Consider the following 20,695-nt stretch of genomic DNA (forward strand, 5'->3'; position numbering starts at 1 on the left):
ATGGCCGTTGAAACCTCTCGACGAACTGACCTTCGATAATCGCTTCGCCCGCCTGGGCGATACGTTTTCCGCCCATGTGCTGCCCGAGCCCATCGACAACCCGCGCCTGGTGGTGGCCAGCCCAGCAGCCATGGCGTTGCTCGACCTCGACCCGGCCGTGGCCGACACCCGGGAGTTCGCCGAACTGTTCAGCGGCCACAAGCTCTGGGCCGATGCGGTCCCGAGGGCGATGGTTTATTCCGGGCATCAGTTCGGTTCTTACAACCCGCAGCTGGGCGACGGTCGCGGTTTGTTGCTGGGCGAGGTCTACAATGAGGCCGGCGAACACTGGGACCTGCACCTCAAGGGCGCCGGTCAGACACCCTTTTCGCGCATGGGCGATGGACGCGCGGTACTGCGCTCGTCGATCCGCGAGTTTCTCGCCTCCGAAGCACTGAATGCACTGAGCATCCCGACTACCCGCGCCCTGTGCGTGATCGGCTCCGACACCCCGGTGTGGCGCGAGAAGCAGGAACGCGCGGCCATGGTCCTGCGCCTGGCGCCGAGCCATGTGCGCTTCGGGCATTTCGAATATTTCTACTACACCAAACGCCCCGAGAAGCAGAAAGAACTCGGCGAGCACGTATTGGCCATGCATTTCCCCGAGTGCCTGGAACAACCGGAACCGTATCTGGCGATGTTCCGCGAAATCGTCGAACGCAATGCCGAACTGATCGCCAAATGGCAGGCGTATGGCTTCTGCCACGGCGTGATGAACACCGACAACATGTCGATCCTTGGCATCACCTTCGACTTCGGACCGTTCGCCTTTCTCGACGACTTCGACGCCCATTTCATCTGCAATCACTCGGATGATCAGGGCCGGTATTCCTTCAGCAACCAGGTGCCGATCGGCCAGTGGAACCTCAGCGCCCTCGCCCAGGCACTGACGCCGTTCATCAGCGTCGACGCCCTGCGCGAAACCCTTGGCCTGTACCTGCCGCTGTACCAGGCCCACTACCTGGACCTGATGCGCCGCCGCCTCGGCCTCACCACCGCTGAAGATGATGACCAGAAACTGCTGGAACACCTGCTGCAACTGATGCAGAACAGCGGCGTCGATTACACCTTGTTCTTCCGTCGCCTGGGGGATGAATCACCGAAACTGGCCGTCGCCCGCTTGCGCGATGACTTCGTCGACATCAAAGGCTTCGATGCCTGGGCCGAGCTTTATGTCGCCCGGGTTGCCCGCGAAGGCGAGATAGATCAGGAGCAGCGGCGCAAGCGGATGCACGCGGTCAATCCGTTGTACATCCTGCGTAACTATCTGGCGCAGAAAGCCATCGACGCGGCAGAGAACGGCGACTATTCAGAGGTTCGGCGACTGCATGAGGTGTTGAGTAATCCATTCGACGAGCAAGCGGGGATGGAAAGCTACGCCGAGCGGCCGCCGGAGTGGGGGAAACATTTGGAGATCAGTTGTTCGTCGTGATGCTGGTCAGTCCAGGGGATCCATGGCACTGACGACGCGAGCAACGATGTCTGCCATCGTAACGTCATCAAGTCGCGCAATGAACCTGGCTGAGCCGTCGCGCGCACGCTGCTCAATATCAAAACTACGTACCTGATTACAAACCGCGACACCGTTTGTTTCTCCCGAATATGTGAGCATCACCGTGCCTGCCCGGTTGTGTTGTCTTGATAAACGTAGCGTGCGACTCCAAATCAGTTTTAGACAGCCCAAACATTCAGAGCTCCGACCATGACCGACCCACTCCTCATCCCCTGCCCCCACTGCAACGGCCTCAACCGCATCCCCGCCGAACGCCTCAACGACCATCCAAAGTGCGGCCGCTGCAAGGCCCAGGTCCTGCTGAGCAAGCCGTTCGAATTGAAGCAAGGCGATTACGCCAGTCAGATCAAGGGTGATCTGCCGCTGCTGGTGGACGTGTGGGCGCAGTGGTGTGGGCCGTGCAAGTCGTTTGCGCCGGTGTTCGAGCAGGCGGCGGGGCAATTGGCGGGTAAGTGTCGGCTGGCCAAGCTGGACAGCGAGGCGAATCAGCAATTGTCGGCGCAGTTGGGGATTCGCTCGATTCCGAGTCTGATTCTGTTCAAGAACGGCCGGGAAGTGGCGCGTCAGAGCGGGGCGTTTCCGTTACCGCAGTTGATGAGCTGGTTGCGTAGCCAGGGGATCTGAACGAGATCTCGTCATCACCCCGCAACTGTAGGAGCGAGGCTTGCCCGCGAAGACGATCTGGCAGTCAACTGTAGTGTTGAATGTTATGCCCTCTTCGCGGGCAAGCCTCGCTCCTACAGGGGACTGTCAGGCGTTTTCGAGCAGGTTGTGCAGCTCGACGAATTGCTGCGTCAACTTGTGCCGTGGGTCGAGGTGGATCAGCGGCGTATTGGCTTGGTGGGATTCGCGCATGCGCACCGAGCTGGTCAGGTACACCGGCAGCACCGGCAATCCTTCGGCGATCAGCTCGTCGAGAATTTGCTGCGGCAGGCTGGCACGGGCCTGGAACTGATTGACCACGATGCCTTCAACCTCCAGGCCTTCGTTGTGGTCGTCCTTCAACTCTTCGATTTCCGCCAGCAGACCGTACAGCGCCTGGCGCGAGAAGCTGTCGCAATCGAAGGGGATCAGCACCCGGTCAGCGGCGATCAATGCCGATACCGCATAGAAGTTCAGCGCAGGCGGGGTATCAAGGTAGATGCGGTCGTAATCTTCCCCCAGTTCCTCAAGCAATTTGCGCAGCTTGTTGATCTTGTGTTTGGCCTCAAGTTTGGGCTGCAGGTCAGCCAACTCGGCGGTCGCGGTAATGACATGGAGGTTTTCGAACGGCGTTTCGTAGATGTCGACCTTGTTTTTCTTCGAGAACGGTCCAGAGGACAGGGTCTGCTTGAAGAAGTCGGCGATGCCCATCGGGATGTCATCCCCGGTAAGGCCCGTCAGGTACTGAGTGGAGTTGGCTTGGGCATCGAGATCCACCAACAGGGTGCGATAACCCTCGCTGGCACTGACCGCCGCCAGATTGCAGGCAATGCTGGATTTGCCCACGCCACCTTTCTGATTGAACACCACGCGCCGCATGTCAAAAACCTCCGTGTATCAAAGAATGACCGAGTGTAGTAGTCCACGACACTGCTTAGCTACCTCGCCGGCATGGGGACTACACAGTCAGCGACAATCTCTTATAAAAAAAGCCGCCAACCCCGCCACTGATTACCGACAGAGCTGACAGACATGCTCACCCCGATGTGGATAATGGCCAAACGACAGCTTTTTCACGGACCAACCAGTACGTTTCACTGAGCAAAATGTAACCATCATTTGCTACACGCCCGTCGCAACGGGATAATGCGCGCCACTCGGCGCTAAGCGCCACGTATGGCCGTTCGCTTTTTTTGCGATTCGCCGTGTCAAGAAAGCCCGCAGGGGCGGGATGAATGGCTGTGATCAATTTCAACATCGCCCAATGGCGCGCGTGGGCCCCTGGGCTCGAAAGCGTGGACGATTGGCAGGCCTGGAGCCGACAACCGGTCGTGCTTCAGAGCAGCGATGCCGCCCCCGACGTGTCTTTTCTGCCCGCCATGCAGCGGCGACGGCTCAGTCGCCTGGCGCGGATGGCGTTCAGCGTCGGCTGGCCCCTGGCCGATGGTCGCCAAGACCTACCGCTGGTCTTTATTTCCCGTCATGGCGAAACACCCCGTACCTTCGAGATCCTGAGTGATCTGGCAGCCGGGCAACCCTTGTCGCCAACTCAATTCAGCTTGTCGGTGCACAACGCGGTCATTGGCCTGTGGTCGATCATGCGCGGTGAAACCAGCGAGATGACCGCCCTTGCCGCCGCGGGTGACGGCCTTGAAAACGGCATGCTAGAGGCCGCGGCGCTACTTTCCGAAGGCGCGCCTGCCGTGCTGCTGATCGTCACTGAAGAAATACCGCCCGAAGCCTACTCGGCCTGGATCGACGACGTGCCATTCCCCTATGCAGTTGGCCTGTTGCTGACACCGGGTACCGACTGGCAGCTGTCCCTGAACAGCACTTCAGATACGTTGTCCAACGCCCACTGGCCCCATGCCCTGAATCTCTTGCGTACCCTGCTCGGCCAGCAGACTACCTGCCAACATGCCTGGAAAAATCGTGTATGGACCTGGCAACGCAACCTGTAAGCGAAAAAAACCGCGACGCCTATTACTGGCGTCTGCTGGCCACTGCCGCAAGCTTCACCCTGTTCGGGTTGGGCGGGCTGTGCCTGCGGCTGGTGGTGTTCCCGTTGCTGGGCTGCCTGCCCGGCGATGCGCAGACCCATCGGTTACGGGCACGGCAAACCGTCAGTCGCTGCTTTTGGTTTTTCGTCCGGTTCATGGCCCGTACCGGGGTACTGACTTACGACATCCAGGGCGCGGAAAAACTCGGTCGCCCGGGACAGATGATCATGGCCAATCACCCGTCGCTGATCGACGTGGTATTTCTGATCGGCCTGGTGCGTCACGCCAACTGCGTGGTCAAAAACAGCCTCTGGGAGAATCCGTTCACCCGCGGCCCGCTACGCCGTACCGACTACATCAGCAACGACGGCAGCATGGACATGCTCGACGCCGCGGCTGACGCACTGAAAAGCGGTCAGACGCTGATCATCTTTCCCGAAGGCACGCGCACCCAGCCGGGCGAACCGCCAGCCTTTCATCGGGGGGGCGCGGCAATCGCCCTGCGCGGTGCGAGAATCCTGACCCCGGTGATTATTAAGGTCAGTCCGACCACATTGACCAAGGCCGAACCCTGGTATCGCATCCCGAAACGTCGCGTGCACTTCAGTTTCCGTGTCGGGGCCGATATAGACCCACAAGCCTTTGCTTCATGTGGCCCTGCACCTCAGGCTTCGCGCAAGCTCAACGATTATTTGCACTCTTACTTTATTAAGGAGCTCGCCGAAGATGAGCGATCTACACCGTGAAATCAAAGAACTGATCATCGACGCCCTGGGCCTTGAAGACATCAGCGCACAAGACATCGGCGATGACCAGACGCTGTTCGGCGAAGGCCTGGGCCTGGATTCGGTAGACGCCCTGGAACTCGGCCTGGCCATCCAGAAAAAGTACGGCATCAAAATCGACGCCGACGCCAAGGACACCCGCAATCACTTCAGCAACGTGGCGAGCCTTGCGGCGTTCGTCACCGCAAAACAGGCAGCTTGAGACCGGACCATGCAAACTCGTGATGACATTTTCAACACCCTGCGCGATGCCTTGGTAGAACTCTTCGAGCTGGACCCTGAGCGCGTGAGCCTCGAATCCAACCTGTATCAGGATCTGGAAATCGACAGCATCGACGCCGTCGACCTGATTGATCACATCAAGCGTCAGACCGGCAAGAAAATCGCCGCCGAAGAATTCAAATCGGTGCGCACCGTCAGTGACGTGGTCGAGGCGGTCTACCGTCTGGTTCAACCGGCCGCATGAGTCGACTGATCGGCCTTGGCCTGCTGCTGGCGGGCCTGTTGTACCCCTTTGCGGTGTATTTCGGCATGGAACACTTTGCTCCGTGGCAGTTCGGTCTGCTGCTGGGCAGCCTGTGGCTGGCGCGGGCGCTGCTGGGTGCCCGTCGCCCCGGCAGCCTGTGGATGGCGCTCACTGCGATCGGCTTTTGCCTGTTGCTGGCGCTGTTCGACAGCCCGTTGTTGCTGCGTTGGTACCCGGTGCTGATCAGCGCTTTCATGCTGGGGCTGTTTGGCCTGAGCCTGAAAATCGGGCCGCCGATGGTTGAGCGCCTGGCGCGCCTGCGTGAGCCGCACTTGCCGCCCAAGGCGATTGTTTACACCCGCCAGGTGACCGTCGTCTGGTGTGTGTTTTTCCTCTGTAACGGTTTGCTTGCCGCCGCCTTGACCCTGTGGGCGCCGCTGAGTTGGTGGATGTTGTACACCGGCCTGATTTCCTATGGATTGATGGGCCTGCTGTTTGCCATTGAATGGCTCATACGACAACGGGTACGAGGCCACCCATGAATTGGATATCACTTGAGCAGCTGTTGCTCAAGGCACAGCCGGAGCGTGCCGTTACGGCAGAACCGGCGTTGAATCACGCACAGCTGTGCGAACAGGCGCTAAGCCTGGCAGCCGGCCTGCAATCCCAAGGCGTGCAGCGCATCGCCGTGCACCTTGAAGATGCTGCTGACCTGGCGATTGCCCTGCTCGGCGCCTGGCGTGCCGGGGTTAGTGTGCTGCTGCCTGCCGACCTGCAACCGCAGACTCGCCAACGCTGGTCGAGCGAAGTCGATCTGTGGCTGACCGACCTGGCCGATGACGCGCACCTCACCGACTATCGGCAACCGCCCCTGCCCCACGCCGCACTGGATCTGGACGCCTGTCGCCTGAGCCTGTGCACGTCCGGTTCCAGCGGCGAACCCAAGCGCATCGACAAGACCCAGCGCCAGATAGCCAATGAAGTGCAGGCGCTGGAGCAGCTCTGGGGTGCCGATCTGGGCCAGGCGTGCATCATCGGGAGCGTCGCCGCCCAACACATCTACGGCCTGCTGTTTCGGGTGCTGTGGCCGCTGTGTGCCGGGCGCTCGTTTGTGCGCAGGCAACTGGCCTTCCCGGAAGACTTGCAGCGAGCCAGTCGCGAACACACGGCGTTTGCCTGGGTCGCCAGCCCGGCGCTGCTCAAGCGCATGGGCGACAACCTCGACTGGCCGGCCTTGAGCGCGGTTCGCAGGGTGTTTTCCTCGGGTGGAGCGCTACCGGCCGAGGCTGCGCAAAGCCTCTACGAACGCTTGCAGCAATGGCCGACGGAAATCCTTGGCAGCTCGGAAACCGGTGGCATCGCCTGGCGTCAAGGTCACGATCTCTGGCAGCCGTTTGCTGAAGTCGAACTGAGTCAGGACAGCGAGGGCGCGCTGCTGATCGCCTCTCCCTACTTGCCCGTCGGCCATATTGAACACACCGCTGATGCCGCCAGAATCGCTGCCGACGGCCGATTCGAACTGCTCGGACGACTGGACCGGATCGTCAAACTGGAAGAAAAACGTATCTCGCTGCCGATGCTGGAAAAGGCGTTGATGGAGCATGACTGGGTCGCAGAAGCACGCCTCGGCGTGGTCCGGGAAAACCGCGCCTCGCTAGGCGCGCTGCTGGTGCTGACCGACGCCGGCCTGCATGCCTTGCGCAATCAGGGCCGACGCACCGTCACGCAAGAATTGCGTCAGCACTTGAGCCAGCACTGCGAAGCCCTGGCCCTGCCAAGACGCTGGCGGTTACTGCGGCAATTGCCCCTGAACGCTCAAGGCAAACTGCCTCAAGCCGAAGTCGAAGCCTTGCTGTTGGCCCCCCGCCCGAAAGCGCCGGAAGTGTTGGAACAGGTCGAAGTCGATGGCGAATGGAGCCTGCAACTGGCCGTTCCGCCGGACCTTGCCTACTTCAGCGGACACTTCCCGCAAACGCCGGTATTGCCCGGTGTGGTGCAGGTGGATTGGGCGCTGAGCCTCGGCCAGCAATTGATGGACCTGCCGGCTAAATTCGCTGGCATGGAAGTGCTGAAGTTCCAGCAACTGGTGCGCCCCGGTGATGAAGTCCAACTGCACCTGCGCTTCGATCCGGAACGCGGCAAATTGTATTTCGCCTACCGCAATGAAACCGCAACCTGCTCCAGTGGGCGGATTCTGCTGGAGGTTGCAGGTGATGTATAACCCTTGCGCAATCATCCCGGTCTACAACCACGAAACCGCGATCACCACGGTGGTCGACGCGCTGATCTCCAGTGGCCTGCCGTGCATTCTGGTGGACGATGCCAGCGATCCATCCTGCGCCAGGGTGCTCGACCAACTGGCCCAGCGTGAAATGGTCAACCTGATCCGCCTCGCCGCCAATCAAGGCAAGGGCGGCGCGGTCATGACCGGCCTGCGCGAAGCCTCGCGCCTGGGTTTCAGCCATGCCTTGCAGGTGGACGCCGACGGCCAGCACGACCTGCAGGATGTCACGACCTTCATCGCACAATCGCGCGCTCATCCCGACGCGGTGATCTGCGGCTATCCGCAATACGACGCCAGCGTGCCGAAGGGCCGTCTGTACGCCCGCTACCTGACCCACGTCATGGTCTGGATCAACACGCTTTCCTTGCAGATCCGCGATTCCATGTGCGGTTTCCGCGTCTACCCGTTGCCGCCGACCCTGGCAGTGATCGACTCGGCGAAGATCGGCAAGCGCATGGATTTCGACTCGGACATCCTCGTGCGCCTGGCCTGGCGCAATCAGCCGATGCAGTGGCTGCCGACCAAGGTCCATTACCCGCTGGACGGTGTCTCGCATTTCCGTATGTTCCACGACAATGTGCTGATTTCGAGCATGCACACCCGGCTGTTCTTCGGCATGTTGCTGCGGGCCCCGGTGATCCTCTGGCGACGGTGGCGAGCATGAGCAGTAACGCAGACAAACAGCACTGGGCCGACCGCCAGGAGCGCGGCAGCTTCTGGCTGATGAAATTCACCGCGCTCTGCGCCAAAGTGCTGGGCCGACGGCTGCTGAGTCCGTTGCTGTACGGCATCGTCCTGTACTTTTTCCTGTTCGGTCGCAGTGCCCGCCGCAGTGCCTGGCAATACCAGCAACGCCTCGCGGACTGGAGCGCACGCCCGCAATTGCGACCGACCCACTGGCGAGTGTTCAGCCAGTTCATGGCCTTCGCCGATTCGATGCTCGACAAACTCGACGTATGGAACGGCAAGTTGAGCATCGATCACATCGAAATCGTCGACCCGGCGCTGCTGCGCAGTCAGCTGCGTGGCACTCGCGGGCAGATGCTGGTGGGCGCGCACCTGGGCAATCTCGAAGTCTGCCGCGCACTCGCGGAGATCGGCGAGAAGGTCACCATGAATGTGCTGGTGCACACCAAGCACGCCGAGCAGTTCAACCGATTGCTGGGCGAGGCCGGCGCGACCAATCTGCGGCTGATTCAGGTCAGTGAACTGGACCCGGTGATCATGCTGCAACTGCATGAACGACTGGAGCGTGGCGAGTGGCTGGCGATTGCCGGCGACCGCGTGCCGCTGCATGGCGGGCGCAGCGTGACCGTGGACTTCCTCGGTCATCAGGCTGCATTGCCCCAGGGGCCGTGGCTGCTGGCCGGCTTGCTGAAATGCCCGATCAATTTGCTGATGTGCCTGAAGAAACCGACGGGCCAATATCGCGTGACCCTCGAACCGTTTGCCGAGGCCGTGGTGTGGAAACGCAGCGACCGCGAACAGGTCATTCATCAGTGGGCTTCCCGCTACGCCGAACGCCTGGGTCACTATTGCCTTGAAGCGCCCCAACAATGGTTCAACTTTTACCCTTTCTGGAAGACCGATGACGACGCCAACGCTTGAGCCGGTAACCTTCGGCGAACTCCCTTTGCGCATCGAAGACGTGCTGGCCGCGGCCAACCGTCAGGTGCCGACGCAGTTGCAAAGCGACCCTGCGTACCGTGAGCGCATCGCCAAGGGCGCGCGATTTCTCGATTCCCTGCTGGACAAGGAAGGCGTGATCTATGGCGTGACCACCGGTTACGGCGACTCGTGCGTGGTCGCGGTGCCGCTGCATCACGTCGAGGCATTGCCCCGTCATCTGTACACCTTCCACGGCTGCGGACTGGGCAAACTGCTCGACGCCCAGGCCACTCGGGCTGTATTGGCGGCGCGTTTGCAGTCGTTGTGCCACGGCGTGTCCGGGGTGCGCGTGGAACTGCTGGAGCGTCTCCAGGCCTTCCTCGAACACGACATCCTGCCGCTGATCCCGGAAGAAGGGTCGGTGGGCGCCAGCGGTGATCTGACGCCGCTGTCGTACGTCGCCGCAACCTTGTCCGGCGAGCGCGAAGTAATGTTCCGGGGCGAGCGCCGACAAGCCGCCGACGTCCATCGCGAACTGGGCTGGACACCGCTGGTGCTGCGCCCGAAAGAAGCGTTGGCGCTGATGAACGGCACCGCCGTGATGACCGGCCTCGCCTGCCTGGCCTACGCCCGCGCCGATTACCTGCTGCAACTGGCGACCCGTATCACCGCGCTGAACGTGGTCGCGCTGCAAGGCAATCCCGAGCACTTCGACGAGCGCCTGTTCGCCGCCAAACCGCATCCGGGGCAGATGCAAGTCGCCGCGTGGTTGCGCAAGGATCTGGCAATCGATGCGCCGACCGCACCGCTGCACCGCCTGCAAGACCGCTATTCACTGCGCTGCGCGCCGCATGTCCTCGGCGTCCTGGCCGACAGCCTGAACTGGCTGCGTTCGTTCATCGAGATCGAACTCAACAGCGCCAACGACAACCCGATCATCGACGCCGAAGCCGAACGCGTGCTGCACGGCGGGCACTTCTACGGCGGGCATATTGCGTTCGCCATGGACAGCCTGAAAAACCTGGTGGCCAACGTGGCCGATCTGCTGGACCGGCAACTCGCCCTGCTGGTGGACGAGCGTTACAACCATGGCTTGCCAAGCAACCTTTCCGGCGCCACGGCTGACCGCGCGATGCTCAATCACGGCTTCAAGGCGGTGCAGATCGGCACCAGCGCCTGGACCGCCGAAGCGCTGAAAAACACCATGCCGGCCAGCGTCTTCTCGCGCTCCACCGAGTGCCACAACCAGGACAAGGTGAGCATGGGCACCATTGCCGCCCGCGATGCGATCCGTGTGCTGGAGCTGACCGAACAGGTCGCCGCCGCCACCTTGCTCGCCGCCAACCAGGGTGTTTGGCTGCGCAGCAAAGCCGAGGACGCGCGCCCGTTACCGCCAGCCCTGGCGGCCATGCACGAAGAGCTGGCCAAAGACTTCCCGCCGGTCATCGAAGATCGCGCGCTGGAAGGCGAATTGCGCCTGTGCCTGAAACGTATCGCCGAGCAACACTGGAGGCTGCATGCGTAGCAAGGGAGTGCTTCACACCGATACGGAAATCCTCGTGCCGTTCTTTGACGTCGACACCATGAACGTGGTCTGGCACGGCCATTACGTCAAATACCTGGAAGTCGCCCGTTGTGCGCTGCTGGACAAGATCGGTCACAACTACACCGCCATGGTCGAGTCGGGTTATGCCTGGCCGGTGATCGACCTGCAATTGCGCTATGTGCGCGGCGCCGTGTTCGGTCAAAAGCTGAACGTGCGGGCCAATCTGGTGGAGTGGGAGAACCGTCTGAAGATCAATTACCTGATCAGCGATGTGAAAACCGGTGAGCGTTTGACCCGCGCCAGTTCCGTACAGGTCGCTGTCGACATGAGCAGCCGCGAGATGCAGCTGGCCTCACCGAAGATCTTCACAGATGCCGTAGAAAGGATGCTCGCATGACCCCGTTTTTCAAATACCTCGGTGCGTTGGCGTTGCTCGGGCTGTCATCGATGGCTCATGCCTTCGATTTGCAGCAGTTGAGCGATCAACTGGCCAAGCCTGATGTGATCCACGGCCATTTCATCCAGGAAAAACACCTGCGCGCATTGCCCCAGCCGCTGACCAGCAAGGGCACTTTTATCCTCGCTAAAAACCACGGATTGCTCTGGTTGTTGAAAACCCCGCTGCAACAGGATTACCGCATCACCAACAAAGGCATCGCCCGCCGCGAAGCCAGCGGCTGGCAAATGCTCCCGGGCAAGAGCGCCGGCGCCGAGCAGAACCGCTTGTTCCTCGCCGTGTTGCAAGGTGACAGCACCGGTCTGCAACGGGACTTCGAATTGTCTTTGAGCGGCGACGCACAGAACTGGAAACTGACGCTGATCCCGCGCTCAATGCTGCTCAAGCAGGTGTTCAATCAGATCAACATCACCGGCAGCGAATTGGTGCACAGCATCGAGCTGCTGGAAACCCAGGGCGACAGCACCCTTTTGCGCATGCAGGACAGCACCAGCACCCAACCGTTGAGCGACGCGGAGCAACATGACTTTGCCGAGTGAACGCAGACTTCCGTGGCTGTTTCTGATCCTGCTGTTGGCGGTGCTTGCGCTCGCCGGTTGGCAATGGCGCGACGGTGCACCGCTGTCGGCCAACCTGATGGAACTGGTGCCGGGCACGGCGCCGGACGCGCTGGAACTGCGCGCCGAACAACGCATACAAGAACCGTTGAACCGGGAAATGCTGGTGCTGGCAGGCCATAAAGATCGCCCGCGAGCCATTGCCATGGCGCAGAAACTCGGCGAGCAGTGGCAGGCCAGCGGTTTGTTCGAGAAGGTTCAGTGGAACCTGCAAGCCGACTTGCCGGCGCTGCGCACGCAATTGCTGCAAGGCCGGCTGTCGATGCTTTCGGCGATGGATCGGCAGCAGTTGATCGAACACCCCGACGCCTTTATCCAGCAGCGGGTGCAGGCGCTGTTCGACCCGTTCACCGGTTTCAGCCTGGTGCCGAGCCAGGATGACTGGCTGGGCCTGACCGGGCGCATCCAGAACAGCCAACCACAACACGGAGCCGTGCAACTGGACATCGGCAGCGGAGCGCTGGTCGCCGATGCCGACGGCAAGAGCTGGGTGTTGCTGCGGGCAAAAACCACCGGCAATGCCTTCGACATGAGCCTGCCGCTGCAAGTGGCTGACCTGCTTGAACGCAGCCGAAAAGAAGCCGCCCAGGCCGACGTGCAACTGCTCGCTGCCAGCGGTCTGCTGTACGCGGCCAACGGTCAGCAACAAGCCACCCGCGAAATGACATGGGTCGGCGGCGGTGCCACCGTGGGCATTTTGTTGCTGCTGTTGCTGGCCTTCCGGCGCTGGCGTGTCTTGCTCGCTTTCGTTCCAGTGCTGGTGGGCATGCTGTTTGGTGCGGTGGCGTGTGTGGCGCTGTTCGGACACATGCATGTGATGACGCTGGTGCTGGGCTCGAGCCTGATCGGCGTGGCCGTCGATTACCCGCTGCATTACCTGTCGAAAAGCTGGAGCCTGAAACCCTGGAACAGCTGGCCGGCGTTACGCCTGACCCTGCCGGGCCTGACGCTGAGCCTGATCACCAGTTGCATCGGCTACCTGGCCCTGGCCTGGACGCCTTTCCCGGCCCTGACCCAGATTGCCGTGTTCTCCGCCGCCGGCCTGCTCGGCGCCTACTTGTCGGCCGTGTGCCTGCTGCCAGCGTTGCTCAAGGGCGTGAACCTGCGTCCGGCGCATTGGCCGCTGCGTATCTGCGAGTGTTTGCTGAACCTGCGCGAAGCGCTGCTCAAACACGTCAGTACGCCCGTGTTATTCGCACTGCTGATTGCCTTCTGCGTCGGCGGCCTGTTGCAACTGGAAAGCAAAAACGATATCCGCCAGTGGATCGGCGCACCGCAGCAATTGACCGACGAAGCCCAGGCCATTGCGCGCATCACCGGCTATCAGCCGACCAGCCAGTTCTTCCTGGTGCGCGCGGCCAATCAACAGGAACTGCTCGAACGCCAGACTGCACTGAGCGAGCGCCTGGATCAGTTGGTCAACCTGGAAAAACTCCAGGGTTACCTGTCTCTAAATCAACTGGTCAGCCAGCCGAGCGAGCAGCACAAAGTGCGCGAAGCGTTGAGCAAGTTGCCGCAGTTCTGGCAACCCTTGCTCGACCTCGGCGTGCCGGCAGAAGCGCTGCAAGCGGAGCTTGCAACGTTGCTGGCGCTGCCCGCCGAAGACATCGACGCCTCGCTGGTCGGTCCGCTGGCGGAACCTTATCGCACCCTATGGCTGGGGCCGACCGATGAAGGCGTGGCGGCGATGGTCAGCCTGCAAGGCCTGAATAATCCTTCGCTGTTGCGCATTCAGGCGCTGGACTTGCCGGGGGTCGAACTGGTCGACCGTCTCGGTGAACTGAACAGCGTTTTCGCCGCGACACAGATCAGCGCGGCGCAGCTGAAACTCGCCTCCTGCGTGTTGATCGTGCTGGTGCTGATCCTGCCGTTTGGCTTCGGTGGTGCGTTGCGCATCGTCTCACTGCCCTTGCTGGCCGCGCTGTGCAGCCTGGCCAGCCTCGGCTGGATGGGCCAACCCCTGACCCTGTTCAGCCTGTTCGGCCTGTTACTGGTGACGGCGATCAGCGTCGATTACGCAATCCTCATGCGCGAACAGGTCGGCGGCGCCGCCGTGAGCCTGCTGGGCACCTTGCTGGCAGCGGTGACCACATGGCTGTCATTCGGTTTGCTGGCCGTGTCCAGCACACCGGCGGTGAGCAACTTCGGCCTGTCCGTGAGCCTCGGGCTGGCGTTCAGTTTCATCCTTGCGCCCTGGGCCGGACGCCAAGTGCATGCCGCCGCCGTCGTGGAGCCAGCCGCATGATGATCGCCCTGTTTTGGCTGATGGCCCTGACGATGTTCGCCGTGGCCACCCGTGTGGGTCGTCACTTCGGCCTGATCCCGATCGTCAGTCAGTTGCTGCTGGCGACCTTCGGTCTACCGCTGCTGATGTACTTCTGGATCGAGCCGGGCTGGCAACTCAGCGGCGCCGAGCTGATCTCGCCGGTATGGCTGAAAAACCTCTACAGCCTCGGTTTTGCCTTGTTGCTGGGAAACATCCTCAGCGATGTGATCGACCTGCGACTCGATCGCCAGAGCCTGAAAATCGCCCTGCCGAGTTTTTGCATTCCATTTGTCTGCGGTCTGGCGACTGCGGTCTGGTTGTTACCCGCACAGCCGTGGATCAGTTCATTGGCAGTGGGCCTGGTGTTCGCCATCACCGCGATCCCGGTGTTGTACCTCTACCTGCGACACATCAATTACCCGCCCGCCGCAACCCGGCGGCTGGTGCAAACCGCGATCCTCATCGACCTGGCATGCTGGACCCTGTTCGGCTTCGCCCAAGGCAGTCTGCACCTGAGCAGTCTGCTGCTGCCGCTGGTCGGCGCCTGCCTTCCGGTGCTTCTGCATTTGCTGGGTTTGCGCCAACCGCTACTGCACAGCGGCTGCTTTTTTGCGCTGCTGGTGGTCGCCGAACACTTCAAGCTCAATGCTCTGATTTTCGGCATCGGTTATCTGCTGTGCATGGCCGCGCTGAAAATGCCGCTGGTGTTGCCGTTGCCGGCGATCTGGATGAACCGTTTGCAAACCTGGATCGCCATCCCGCTGATCCTCACCTTCGGTATCGTGCAGATCAATGTCCACGCCGCCATGGCCAGTCTCGGCTGGGTGCAGTTGGCGGCGCTGCTGCTGTTGCCGATTGCCAGCAAACTGCTGGGTAACTGGCTCGGTCTCGGCTGGGCCGGCGCTTCATTTGAAGGCGCCAGTCGCTGGCGCGAAAGCCTGCTGCTCAATATTCGCGGTTTGAGCGAGATCGTCTTTCTCAACCTGCTGCTGCAACAACAGCTCATCAGCCCGGCGTTGTACTTCGCGCTGATGGTGATGGGCCTGATCGCCACACTGCTGCCGGCACTTGCCGGCATGCACCAATCCCCTTTGAATATCGCCGCCCCGGCAAGGAGCCCCCGTGCCAACAGTTGAAATGGAACGTCGCCAGGTTGTTGTCATTGGCGCGGGTCCTTCGGGCGCCATTGCCGCCGCGCTGCTCAAGCGCAAAGGCCACGACGTGCTGATGATTGAACGCCAGCATTTTCCACGGTTTTCCATCGGTGAAAGCCTGTTGTCGCACTGCCTGGATTTCGTCGAAGAAGCCGGCATGCTCGACGCCGTGAACGCCGCCGGGTTCCAGATGAAAAACGGCGCCGCGTTCGCCTGGGGCGAGCACTACAGCGCCTTTGATTTCGGCGACACGTTCAGCAACGGCAAGCCGACCACCTTCCAGGTCCAGCGCGCCGATTTCGACAAACTGCTGGCCGATCAGGCCGCGCTGCAAGGCGTCGACGTTCGTTATGGCGAAGCCATCGTCAGTGCCGATTTCGACCTGCCCAAGCCGCAGCTCGATGTGCTTCGTGAGGATGGCAGCCAGTACCGCGTCGAAGCTGATTTTGTAATGGATGCCAGCGGCTACGGCCGCGTGTTGCCACGCTTGCTGGACCTTGAAGCACCGTCGAATTTCCCGGTGCGCCAGGCGGTGTTCACCCACATCGAAGACCATATCGACAGCCCGACCTTCGAACGGGAAAAAATCCTTATCACCACCCATCCGACCCATCGCGACATCTGGTTCTGGACCATTCCGTTCAGCAACGGTCGCTGCTCGGTGGGCGTGGTCGCTGCCGCCGAGCACTTCGAAGGCCGCATGGACAACCTGGACGAGTGCCTGCGCGGCTTCATCGCTGAAACTCCAAGCCTGGCCTGTGTCCTGGAAAACGCGGTCTGGGACACGCCAGCCCGCACCATCGGCGGCTACTCGGCCAACGTCAAAACCTTGCACGGTCCGGGCTTTGCGTTGCTCGGCAACGCGGCAGAATTCCTCGATCCGGTGTTCTCCTCCGGCGTGACCATCGCCATGCGCTCGGCCAGCATGGCCGCCGGCGTGTTGCATCGCCAGCTGCAAGGTGAAAGCGTCGACTGGCAGACCGAGTTCGCCGCACCGCTCAAGCGCGGCGTCGACACGTTCCGCTGCTACGTCGAAGGCTGGTACGCCGGGACTTTCCAGGATGTGATTTATCATCCAGGCAGCTCAGCGGATATCCGCCGTATGATCAGTGCAATCCTCGCCGGTTATGCCTGGGACGAGCGCAATCCGTTCGTCAGCGAACCCAAACGTCGGCTGCGCGTGCTGTCGGAACTTTGCGCTAGAGATGCCACATGATCCGTTACCTGCTTCTGGGTTGCCTCCTGCTGCTGAGCGCTTGCGCCAGCCAGGCGCCGCTGCCCGGGCAAACCGAAAACCTGCCGCTGCCGCAGCAACTGCACATTCAGCGCTTGCTGGCTGATCAGCGTCAGGACTGGGTGTTAGTAATTGCGCGCGAAGGCCCGGGCATTCGCTGGTCGATGATGGATTTGTTGGGCATTCCGCAGGCACGCCAGAAACTGATCGATGGCCAGTGGCAAGCTGACGGCCTGCTGCCGCCGAATCCGGAAGCCCGGGAATTGTTCGCAGCGTTACTGTTCGCGTTGACCCCGCAAGACGAATTGCAGGCCAACTACCCCGAAGCCTGGCAACACGGCTCCCAACGTTCCCTGCCCACTCGCTGGGACGTGCGTTACTCGCCACCACTGAGATTTGAGTTGATCCTGCCTAAAGGTCCGAAGTACCTGGTAACGCCCTTGAGCGGGGAGACGCCATGACCGCTTACCTGAATGCTCTCGGGGTGATCTGCGCCCTGGGTCGCGACAAACAGGAAGTCGCCCGCAACCTGTTTGCTGGCGATTGCTCCGGCATGCGCAGCGAATCCGGCTGGGTGCCGGAGCGGTCGTTGCCGGTGGCGGCGGTGCGTGGTGAGCTGGCGCCGATCCCGCCGGAACTGGCCGAGCAAAGCAGCCGCAACAACCAACTGCTGCTGGAAGCCGCGCTGCAAATTCGCGATGACATTGATCAAGTGATCCAGACTTACGGCCGCGATCGAATCGGCGTGATCCTCGGCACCAGCACTTCCGGCATCGATGAAGCCAGCCGTGGCCTGGCCCATTACATTCGCGAACATGAATTCCCTGCTGACTACGATTATCAGCAGCAGGAACTCGGCGCGCCGGCCAACTTCCTAGCCGACTGGTTGCAATTGAGCGGCCCGGCCTATGTGATCTCGACGGCTTGCACCTCCAGCGCCCGGGCGCTGATGAGTGCCCAGCGGCTGCTCGATCTGGGTGTGTGCGATGCCGTACTGTGCGGCGGCGTCGACAGTTTGTGCAAACTGACCCTCAACGGCTTTTCGGCCCTGGAAGCGGTGTCCGAGCAGCGCTGCAACCCGTTTTCGGCCAACCGCAACGGCATCAATATCGGCGAAGCCGCCGTGCTGTTTCTGATGAGCAAAAAAGCCGGCGCGAGCCAACCGATTGCCCTGCTCGGCAGCGGCGCCAGTTCCGATGCGCACCATATCTCGGCGCCGGAGCCGACCGGCCGGGGCGCCCTGCAAGCGATGAGCAAAGCCCTGAACCGCGCGCAGGTGCAGCCCGAGCAAATCGGCTACCTGAACCTGCACGGCACCGCGACCCAACACAACGACGCGATGGAAAGCCTGGCGGTCTCGGCCCTGTTTCCGCACGGCGTGCCCTGCTCCTCCACCAAGCCGATGACCGGACATACGCTCGGCGCGGCCGGCGCCCTGGAAGCGGCGTTCTGCTGGTTGAGCCTGAGCACGAACAATCGGGAAAACCTCCTGCCGCCCCACGTGTGGGACGGTCAGCCCGACCCCGACTTGCCGGCCTTGCAGTGGGTGACCCCGGACCATCGCCTGACGTCCATTGCACCTCGCTACCTGATGAGCAATTCCTTTGCCTTCGGTGGCAACAACGTCAGCCTGATTATCGGAGATGCCCCATGATTGACTGGCCGCTCGCCGAGCTGCTGCCGCACGCTGGCGACATGATCCTCATCGAGCAGATCCTGGCGTTCGATGACGAGCAGATTCACACCCGCCTCACCGTCAAGCCCGGGGGCCTGTTCAATCGTCCCGACGGCAGCCTGCCGGCGTGGGTCGGTATCGAACTGATGGCCCAGAGTGTTGCCGCCTACGCCGGTTGCCATGCGCGCCAGCGCGGTGATGCGGTGGTGCTGGGTTTTCTGCTCGGCACCCGGAAATTCGAATGCAACGTGGAGCACTTCCCCGCGGGCACCGAACTGACCATCCATGGACTGCGCTCGCTGGAAGACGACAACGGCATGGGCGTGTTCGAATGCCACATCAACGCCCCCGGCATTCACGCCACCGCCCGCCTGAACGTGTTCCGCCCGCCTCAGGCCGCTCAATACCTTCATGAATCCCAAGGAGCCAGCCATGACTGAATCCGTATTGGTCACCGGTTCCAGCCGTGGCATCGGCCGTGCCATTGCGTTGCGTCTGGCCCAGGCCGGGCACGACATCGTGCTGCATTGCCGCAGCGGCCTGGCCGACGCCATCGCCGTCCAGGGCGAAATCCAGGCGCTGGGACGCAATGCTCGAGTTTTGCAGTTCGACGTCTCAGATCGCGCCAGCTGCAAGGCCATCCTCGAAGCCGACGTGGAAGCTCATGGCGCCTATTACGGCGTAGTGCTGAACGCCGGCCTGACGCGTGACGGTGCTTTTCCGGCGCTGAGCGAGGATGATTGGGATGTGGTGATGCGCACCAACCTCGACGGTTTCTACAACGTGCTGCACCCGGTGATGATGCCGATGATTCGGCGTCGCGCGGCCGGGCGGATTGTCTGCATCACCTCGGTTTCCGGGTTGATCGGTAACCGTGGCCAGGTCAACTACAGCGCCTCCAAGGCCGGTTTGATCGGCGCGGCGAAAGCGTTGGCGATCGAACTGGGCAAGCGCAAAATCACCGTCAACTGTGTCGCACCCGGCCTGATCGACACGGCCATGCTCGACGAAAACGTGCCGGTGGAAGAACTGATGAAAATGATCCCCGCACAACGCATGGGCACTCCGCAAGAGGTGGCCGGCGCGGTGAATTTCCTGATGTCGGCGGAAGCGTCGTACATCACCCGGCAGGTTCTGGCCGTCAACGGAGGCCTGTGCTGATGAAGCGCGTCGTCGTCACCGGCATGGCCGGCATCACTTCACTGGGCAGCGACTGGGAGACCATCGCTGGCAACTTCGCGGCCAACCGCAGCGGCATACGCCGGATGGACGAGTGGGATCGGTTCACCGAACTCAACACGCGCCTGGCCGGGCCTATCGACGACTTCAAGGTTCCGAGCCACTGGACCCGCAAGCAGCTGCGCAGCATGGGCCGGGTCTCGCGCCTGGCGGTCGGCGCGTCGGAGCAGGCGCTGGCCGATGCCGGACTGTTGGGTAACCCGATCATCAAGGATGGGCGCATGGGCGTCGCCTGCGGCTCCTCCACCGGCAGCACCGACGAGATCAAGGCGTTCGGCAATATGCTGCTCAACTCGGTGGCAGAGGGCCTTAATGCCAACTCCTACGTGCGGATGATGCCGCACACCACTGCGGCGAACATCAGCATCTTCTTCGGCCTCACCGGCCGGCTGATCCCGACGTCCAGCGCCTGCACCAGCGGCAGCCAGGGCATCGGCTACGCCTACGAGTCGATCAAATTCGGGCGCCTGCCGCTGATGCTCGCCGGCGGCGCCGAAGAACTGTGCCCCACCGAAGCCATGGTCTTCGACGCGCTCTACGCCACCAGCCTGAAAAACGACGCCCCGCAAACCAGCCCACGTCCGTATGACAAAGACCGCGATGGCCTGGTGATCGGTGAGGGCGGCGGCATGCTGGTGCTCGAAGAGCTTGAACATGCGTTGGCACGCGGCGCGCACATCCATGCCGAACTCGTCGGTTTCGGCAGCAACGCCGACGGCCAGCACACCACCCGCCCAGAGCAAGTCACCATGCGCCGGGCCATGGAACTGGCGCTGGAAGACGCCGGGCTGCAACCGTCAGACATCGGCTACGTAAACGGCCACGGCACAGCGACAGAGCAGGGCGACATTGCCGAAACACTGGCCACCAGCGCGTTGTTCGGCGAGCACATGCCGATCAGTTCGCAGAAGAGCTTCCTCGGGCACACCTTGGGCGCCTGCGGTGCGCTGGAATCCTGGTTCAGCATCGAAATGATGAACCGCGACCTGTACGTGCACACGTTCAACCTCGACGAGGTCGATCCGCACTGCGGCAAGCTCGACTACCTGCGCGGCGAGTTCCGCCAGATGAGTAATGAGTACGTGATGAACAACAATTTTGCGTTTGGTGGCGTCAACACTTCGCTCATTTTCCGTCGCTGGCACTGATCTGAAAAAACGTCTGGAGTGA

General features: G+C 61.8%; 22 protein-coding genes. 21 read left to right on the forward strand and 1 reads right to left on the reverse strand.

Translation table 11 applies throughout. The features are described from left to right. Window positions 1–7: 7 nt before the first annotated feature. Together selO and trxC are read left to right on the forward strand one after the other, a co-directional pair. Window positions 8–1,471, forward strand: coding sequence for a protein adenylyltransferase SelO (selO, locus tag AB4N91_RS24615; RefSeq protein WP_460111848.1), 1,464 nt, complete (start codon window positions 8–10; stop codon window positions 1,469–1,471). Between the two features lie 270 nt (window positions 1,472–1,741). Beyond that, window positions 1,742–2,176, forward strand: a complete 435-nt coding sequence (gene trxC / locus AB4N91_RS24620; RefSeq protein ID WP_010464355.1) for a thioredoxin TrxC — start codon at window positions 1,742–1,744, stop codon at window positions 2,174–2,176. Window positions 2,177–2,302: 126 nt separating this feature from the next. Here trxC and AB4N91_RS24625 read toward each other — a convergent pair whose 3' ends face one another. Further along, a complete protein-coding gene (locus AB4N91_RS24625; protein ID WP_010464357.1) occupies window positions 2,303–3,073 on the reverse strand; it encodes a ParA family protein in 771 nt (256 codons plus the stop codon). Between the two features lie 356 nt (window positions 3,074–3,429). On the opposite strand from AB4N91_RS24625, the gene AB4N91_RS24630 reads away from it, so the two are divergent. The 19 genes from AB4N91_RS24630 to AB4N91_RS24720 are packed head-to-tail and all read left to right on the forward strand — an operon-like array spanning window position 3,430 to window position 20,673. After that, complete coding sequence (locus AB4N91_RS24630; protein ID WP_077747631.1) at window positions 3,430–4,155, forward strand: beta-ketoacyl synthase chain length factor; 726 nt, start codon at window positions 3,430–3,432, stop codon at window positions 4,153–4,155. Next, window positions 4,131–4,940, forward strand: a complete 810-nt coding sequence (locus tag AB4N91_RS24635; protein ID WP_010464361.1) for a lysophospholipid acyltransferase family protein — start codon at window positions 4,131–4,133, stop codon at window positions 4,938–4,940. Before AB4N91_RS24630 ends, AB4N91_RS24635 begins: the two co-directional genes overlap by 25 nt. Next, a complete protein-coding gene (locus tag AB4N91_RS24640) occupies window positions 4,921–5,181 on the forward strand; it encodes a phosphopantetheine-binding protein (protein WP_008149626.1) in 261 nt (86 codons plus the stop codon). Before AB4N91_RS24635 ends, AB4N91_RS24640 begins: the two co-directional genes overlap by 20 nt. Window positions 5,182–5,190: 9 nt before the next feature. Then, window positions 5,191–5,445, forward strand: coding sequence for an acyl carrier protein (locus AB4N91_RS24645; protein ID WP_007992314.1), 255 nt, complete (start codon window positions 5,191–5,193; stop codon window positions 5,443–5,445). Then, window positions 5,442–5,987: a COG4648 family protein gene (locus AB4N91_RS24650; RefSeq protein WP_077747629.1), complete on the forward strand. Its 546-nt coding sequence runs from the start codon at window positions 5,442–5,444 to the stop codon at window positions 5,985–5,987. The genes AB4N91_RS24645 and AB4N91_RS24650 overlap by 4 nt, the downstream gene beginning before the upstream one ends. After that, complete coding sequence (locus AB4N91_RS24655; RefSeq protein ID WP_460111849.1) at window positions 5,984–7,666, forward strand: AMP-binding protein; 1,683 nt, start codon at window positions 5,984–5,986, stop codon at window positions 7,664–7,666. Before AB4N91_RS24650 ends, AB4N91_RS24655 begins: the two co-directional genes overlap by 4 nt. Beyond that, on the forward strand, window positions 7,659–8,393 hold the full coding sequence (locus AB4N91_RS24660) for a glycosyltransferase family 2 protein (protein WP_077747627.1): 735 nt from the start codon (window positions 7,659–7,661) through the stop codon (window positions 8,391–8,393). Before AB4N91_RS24655 ends, AB4N91_RS24660 begins: the two co-directional genes overlap by 8 nt. Beyond that, the gene (locus tag AB4N91_RS24665) at window positions 8,390–9,337 is read left to right on the forward strand and encodes an LpxL/LpxP family acyltransferase (protein ID WP_010464379.1); all 948 of its coding nucleotides are present in this window, start codon (window positions 8,390–8,392) and stop codon (window positions 9,335–9,337) included. Before AB4N91_RS24660 ends, AB4N91_RS24665 begins: the two co-directional genes overlap by 4 nt. Beyond that, window positions 9,318–10,862, forward strand: coding sequence for an HAL/PAL/TAL family ammonia-lyase (locus tag AB4N91_RS24670; protein WP_077747625.1), 1,545 nt, complete (start codon window positions 9,318–9,320; stop codon window positions 10,860–10,862). Before AB4N91_RS24665 ends, AB4N91_RS24670 begins: the two co-directional genes overlap by 20 nt. Further along, window positions 10,855–11,280 carry an acyl-CoA thioesterase gene (locus AB4N91_RS24675; RefSeq protein ID WP_010464383.1) on the forward strand — a complete coding sequence of 142 codons (426 nt, stop codon included), beginning with the start codon at window positions 10,855–10,857 and terminating at the stop codon, window positions 11,278–11,280. Before AB4N91_RS24670 ends, AB4N91_RS24675 begins: the two co-directional genes overlap by 8 nt. After that, window positions 11,277–11,879 (forward strand): outer membrane lipoprotein carrier protein LolA, encoded by a 603-nt coding sequence (locus tag AB4N91_RS24680; RefSeq protein WP_460111850.1) that lies wholly within the window; start codon window positions 11,277–11,279, stop codon window positions 11,877–11,879. Before AB4N91_RS24675 ends, AB4N91_RS24680 begins: the two co-directional genes overlap by 4 nt. Next, window positions 11,863–14,202, forward strand: coding sequence for an MMPL family transporter (locus AB4N91_RS24685; RefSeq protein ID WP_460111851.1), 2,340 nt, complete (start codon window positions 11,863–11,865; stop codon window positions 14,200–14,202). The genes AB4N91_RS24680 and AB4N91_RS24685 overlap by 17 nt, the downstream gene beginning before the upstream one ends. Beyond that, window positions 14,199–15,359, forward strand: coding sequence for a cation:proton antiporter (locus AB4N91_RS24690; protein ID WP_154502721.1), 1,161 nt, complete (start codon window positions 14,199–14,201; stop codon window positions 15,357–15,359). The genes AB4N91_RS24685 and AB4N91_RS24690 overlap by 4 nt, the downstream gene beginning before the upstream one ends. Beyond that, a complete protein-coding gene (locus AB4N91_RS24695) occupies window positions 15,346–16,593 on the forward strand; it encodes an NAD(P)/FAD-dependent oxidoreductase (RefSeq protein WP_154911974.1) in 1,248 nt (415 codons plus the stop codon). Before AB4N91_RS24690 ends, AB4N91_RS24695 begins: the two co-directional genes overlap by 14 nt. Next, on the forward strand, window positions 16,590–17,072 hold the full coding sequence (locus tag AB4N91_RS24700) for a hypothetical protein (RefSeq protein ID WP_172792067.1): 483 nt from the start codon (window positions 16,590–16,592) through the stop codon (window positions 17,070–17,072). Before AB4N91_RS24695 ends, AB4N91_RS24700 begins: the two co-directional genes overlap by 4 nt. Continuing rightward, window positions 17,069–18,265: a beta-ketoacyl-[acyl-carrier-protein] synthase family protein gene (locus AB4N91_RS24705; RefSeq protein WP_460111852.1), complete on the forward strand. Its 1,197-nt coding sequence runs from the start codon at window positions 17,069–17,071 to the stop codon at window positions 18,263–18,265. The genes AB4N91_RS24700 and AB4N91_RS24705 overlap by 4 nt, the downstream gene beginning before the upstream one ends. Continuing rightward, complete coding sequence (locus AB4N91_RS24710) at window positions 18,262–18,726, forward strand: hotdog family protein (protein ID WP_083375221.1); 465 nt, start codon at window positions 18,262–18,264, stop codon at window positions 18,724–18,726. Before AB4N91_RS24705 ends, AB4N91_RS24710 begins: the two co-directional genes overlap by 4 nt. Next, window positions 18,719–19,447 carry a 3-oxoacyl-ACP reductase FabG gene (gene fabG, locus AB4N91_RS24715; RefSeq protein WP_010464399.1) on the forward strand — a complete coding sequence of 243 codons (729 nt, stop codon included), beginning with the start codon at window positions 18,719–18,721 and terminating at the stop codon, window positions 19,445–19,447. Before AB4N91_RS24710 ends, fabG begins: the two co-directional genes overlap by 8 nt. Then, window positions 19,447–20,673, forward strand: a complete 1,227-nt coding sequence (locus AB4N91_RS24720; protein WP_010464400.1) for a beta-ketoacyl-ACP synthase — start codon at window positions 19,447–19,449, stop codon at window positions 20,671–20,673. Before fabG ends, AB4N91_RS24720 begins: the two co-directional genes overlap by 1 nt. Window positions 20,674–20,695 lie beyond the last annotated feature (22 nt).

The organism is Pseudomonas sp. H3_D04, assembly GCF_054669175.1.

Excerpts from the sequence above, each read along its gene's own strand:
- AB4N91_RS24625 (WP_010464357.1), bottom strand. The coding sequence starts at position 3,073 with ATGCGGCGCGTGGTGTTCAATCAGAAAGGTGGCGTGGGCAAATCCAGC.
- fabG (WP_010464399.1), top strand. The coding sequence starts at position 18,719 with ATGACTGAATCCGTATTGGTCACCGGTTCCAGCCGTGGCATCGGCCGT.
- AB4N91_RS24650 (WP_077747629.1), top strand. The coding sequence starts at position 5,442 with ATGAGTCGACTGATCGGCCTTGGCCTGCTGCTGGCGGGCCTGTTGTAC.
- trxC (WP_010464355.1), top strand. The coding sequence starts at position 1,742 with ATGACCGACCCACTCCTCATCCCCTGCCCCCACTGCAACGGCCTCAAC.
- AB4N91_RS24690 (WP_154502721.1), top strand. The coding sequence starts at position 14,199 with ATGATGATCGCCCTGTTTTGGCTGATGGCCCTGACGATGTTCGCCGTG.
- AB4N91_RS24635 (WP_010464361.1), top strand. The coding sequence starts at position 4,131 with ATGGACCTGGCAACGCAACCTGTAAGCGAAAAAAACCGCGACGCCTAT.
- AB4N91_RS24665 (WP_010464379.1), top strand. The coding sequence starts at position 8,390 with ATGAGCAGTAACGCAGACAAACAGCACTGGGCCGACCGCCAGGAGCGC.
- AB4N91_RS24645 (WP_007992314.1), top strand. The coding sequence starts at position 5,191 with ATGCAAACTCGTGATGACATTTTCAACACCCTGCGCGATGCCTTGGTA.
- AB4N91_RS24660 (WP_077747627.1), top strand. The coding sequence starts at position 7,659 with ATGTATAACCCTTGCGCAATCATCCCGGTCTACAACCACGAAACCGCG.
- AB4N91_RS24720 (WP_010464400.1), top strand. The coding sequence starts at position 19,447 with ATGAAGCGCGTCGTCGTCACCGGCATGGCCGGCATCACTTCACTGGGC.
- AB4N91_RS24670 (WP_077747625.1), top strand. The coding sequence starts at position 9,318 with ATGACGACGCCAACGCTTGAGCCGGTAACCTTCGGCGAACTCCCTTTG.
- AB4N91_RS24680 (WP_460111850.1), top strand. The coding sequence starts at position 11,277 with ATGACCCCGTTTTTCAAATACCTCGGTGCGTTGGCGTTGCTCGGGCTG.
- AB4N91_RS24705 (WP_460111852.1), top strand. The coding sequence starts at position 17,069 with ATGACCGCTTACCTGAATGCTCTCGGGGTGATCTGCGCCCTGGGTCGC.
- AB4N91_RS24630 (WP_077747631.1), top strand. The coding sequence starts at position 3,430 with ATGGCTGTGATCAATTTCAACATCGCCCAATGGCGCGCGTGGGCCCCT.
- AB4N91_RS24700 (WP_172792067.1), top strand. The coding sequence starts at position 16,590 with ATGATCCGTTACCTGCTTCTGGGTTGCCTCCTGCTGCTGAGCGCTTGC.
- AB4N91_RS24675 (WP_010464383.1), top strand. The coding sequence starts at position 10,855 with ATGCGTAGCAAGGGAGTGCTTCACACCGATACGGAAATCCTCGTGCCG.
- AB4N91_RS24655 (WP_460111849.1), top strand. The coding sequence starts at position 5,984 with ATGAATTGGATATCACTTGAGCAGCTGTTGCTCAAGGCACAGCCGGAG.
- AB4N91_RS24710 (WP_083375221.1), top strand. The coding sequence starts at position 18,262 with ATGATTGACTGGCCGCTCGCCGAGCTGCTGCCGCACGCTGGCGACATG.
- AB4N91_RS24685 (WP_460111851.1), top strand. The coding sequence starts at position 11,863 with ATGACTTTGCCGAGTGAACGCAGACTTCCGTGGCTGTTTCTGATCCTG.
- AB4N91_RS24640 (WP_008149626.1), top strand. The coding sequence starts at position 4,921 with ATGAGCGATCTACACCGTGAAATCAAAGAACTGATCATCGACGCCCTG.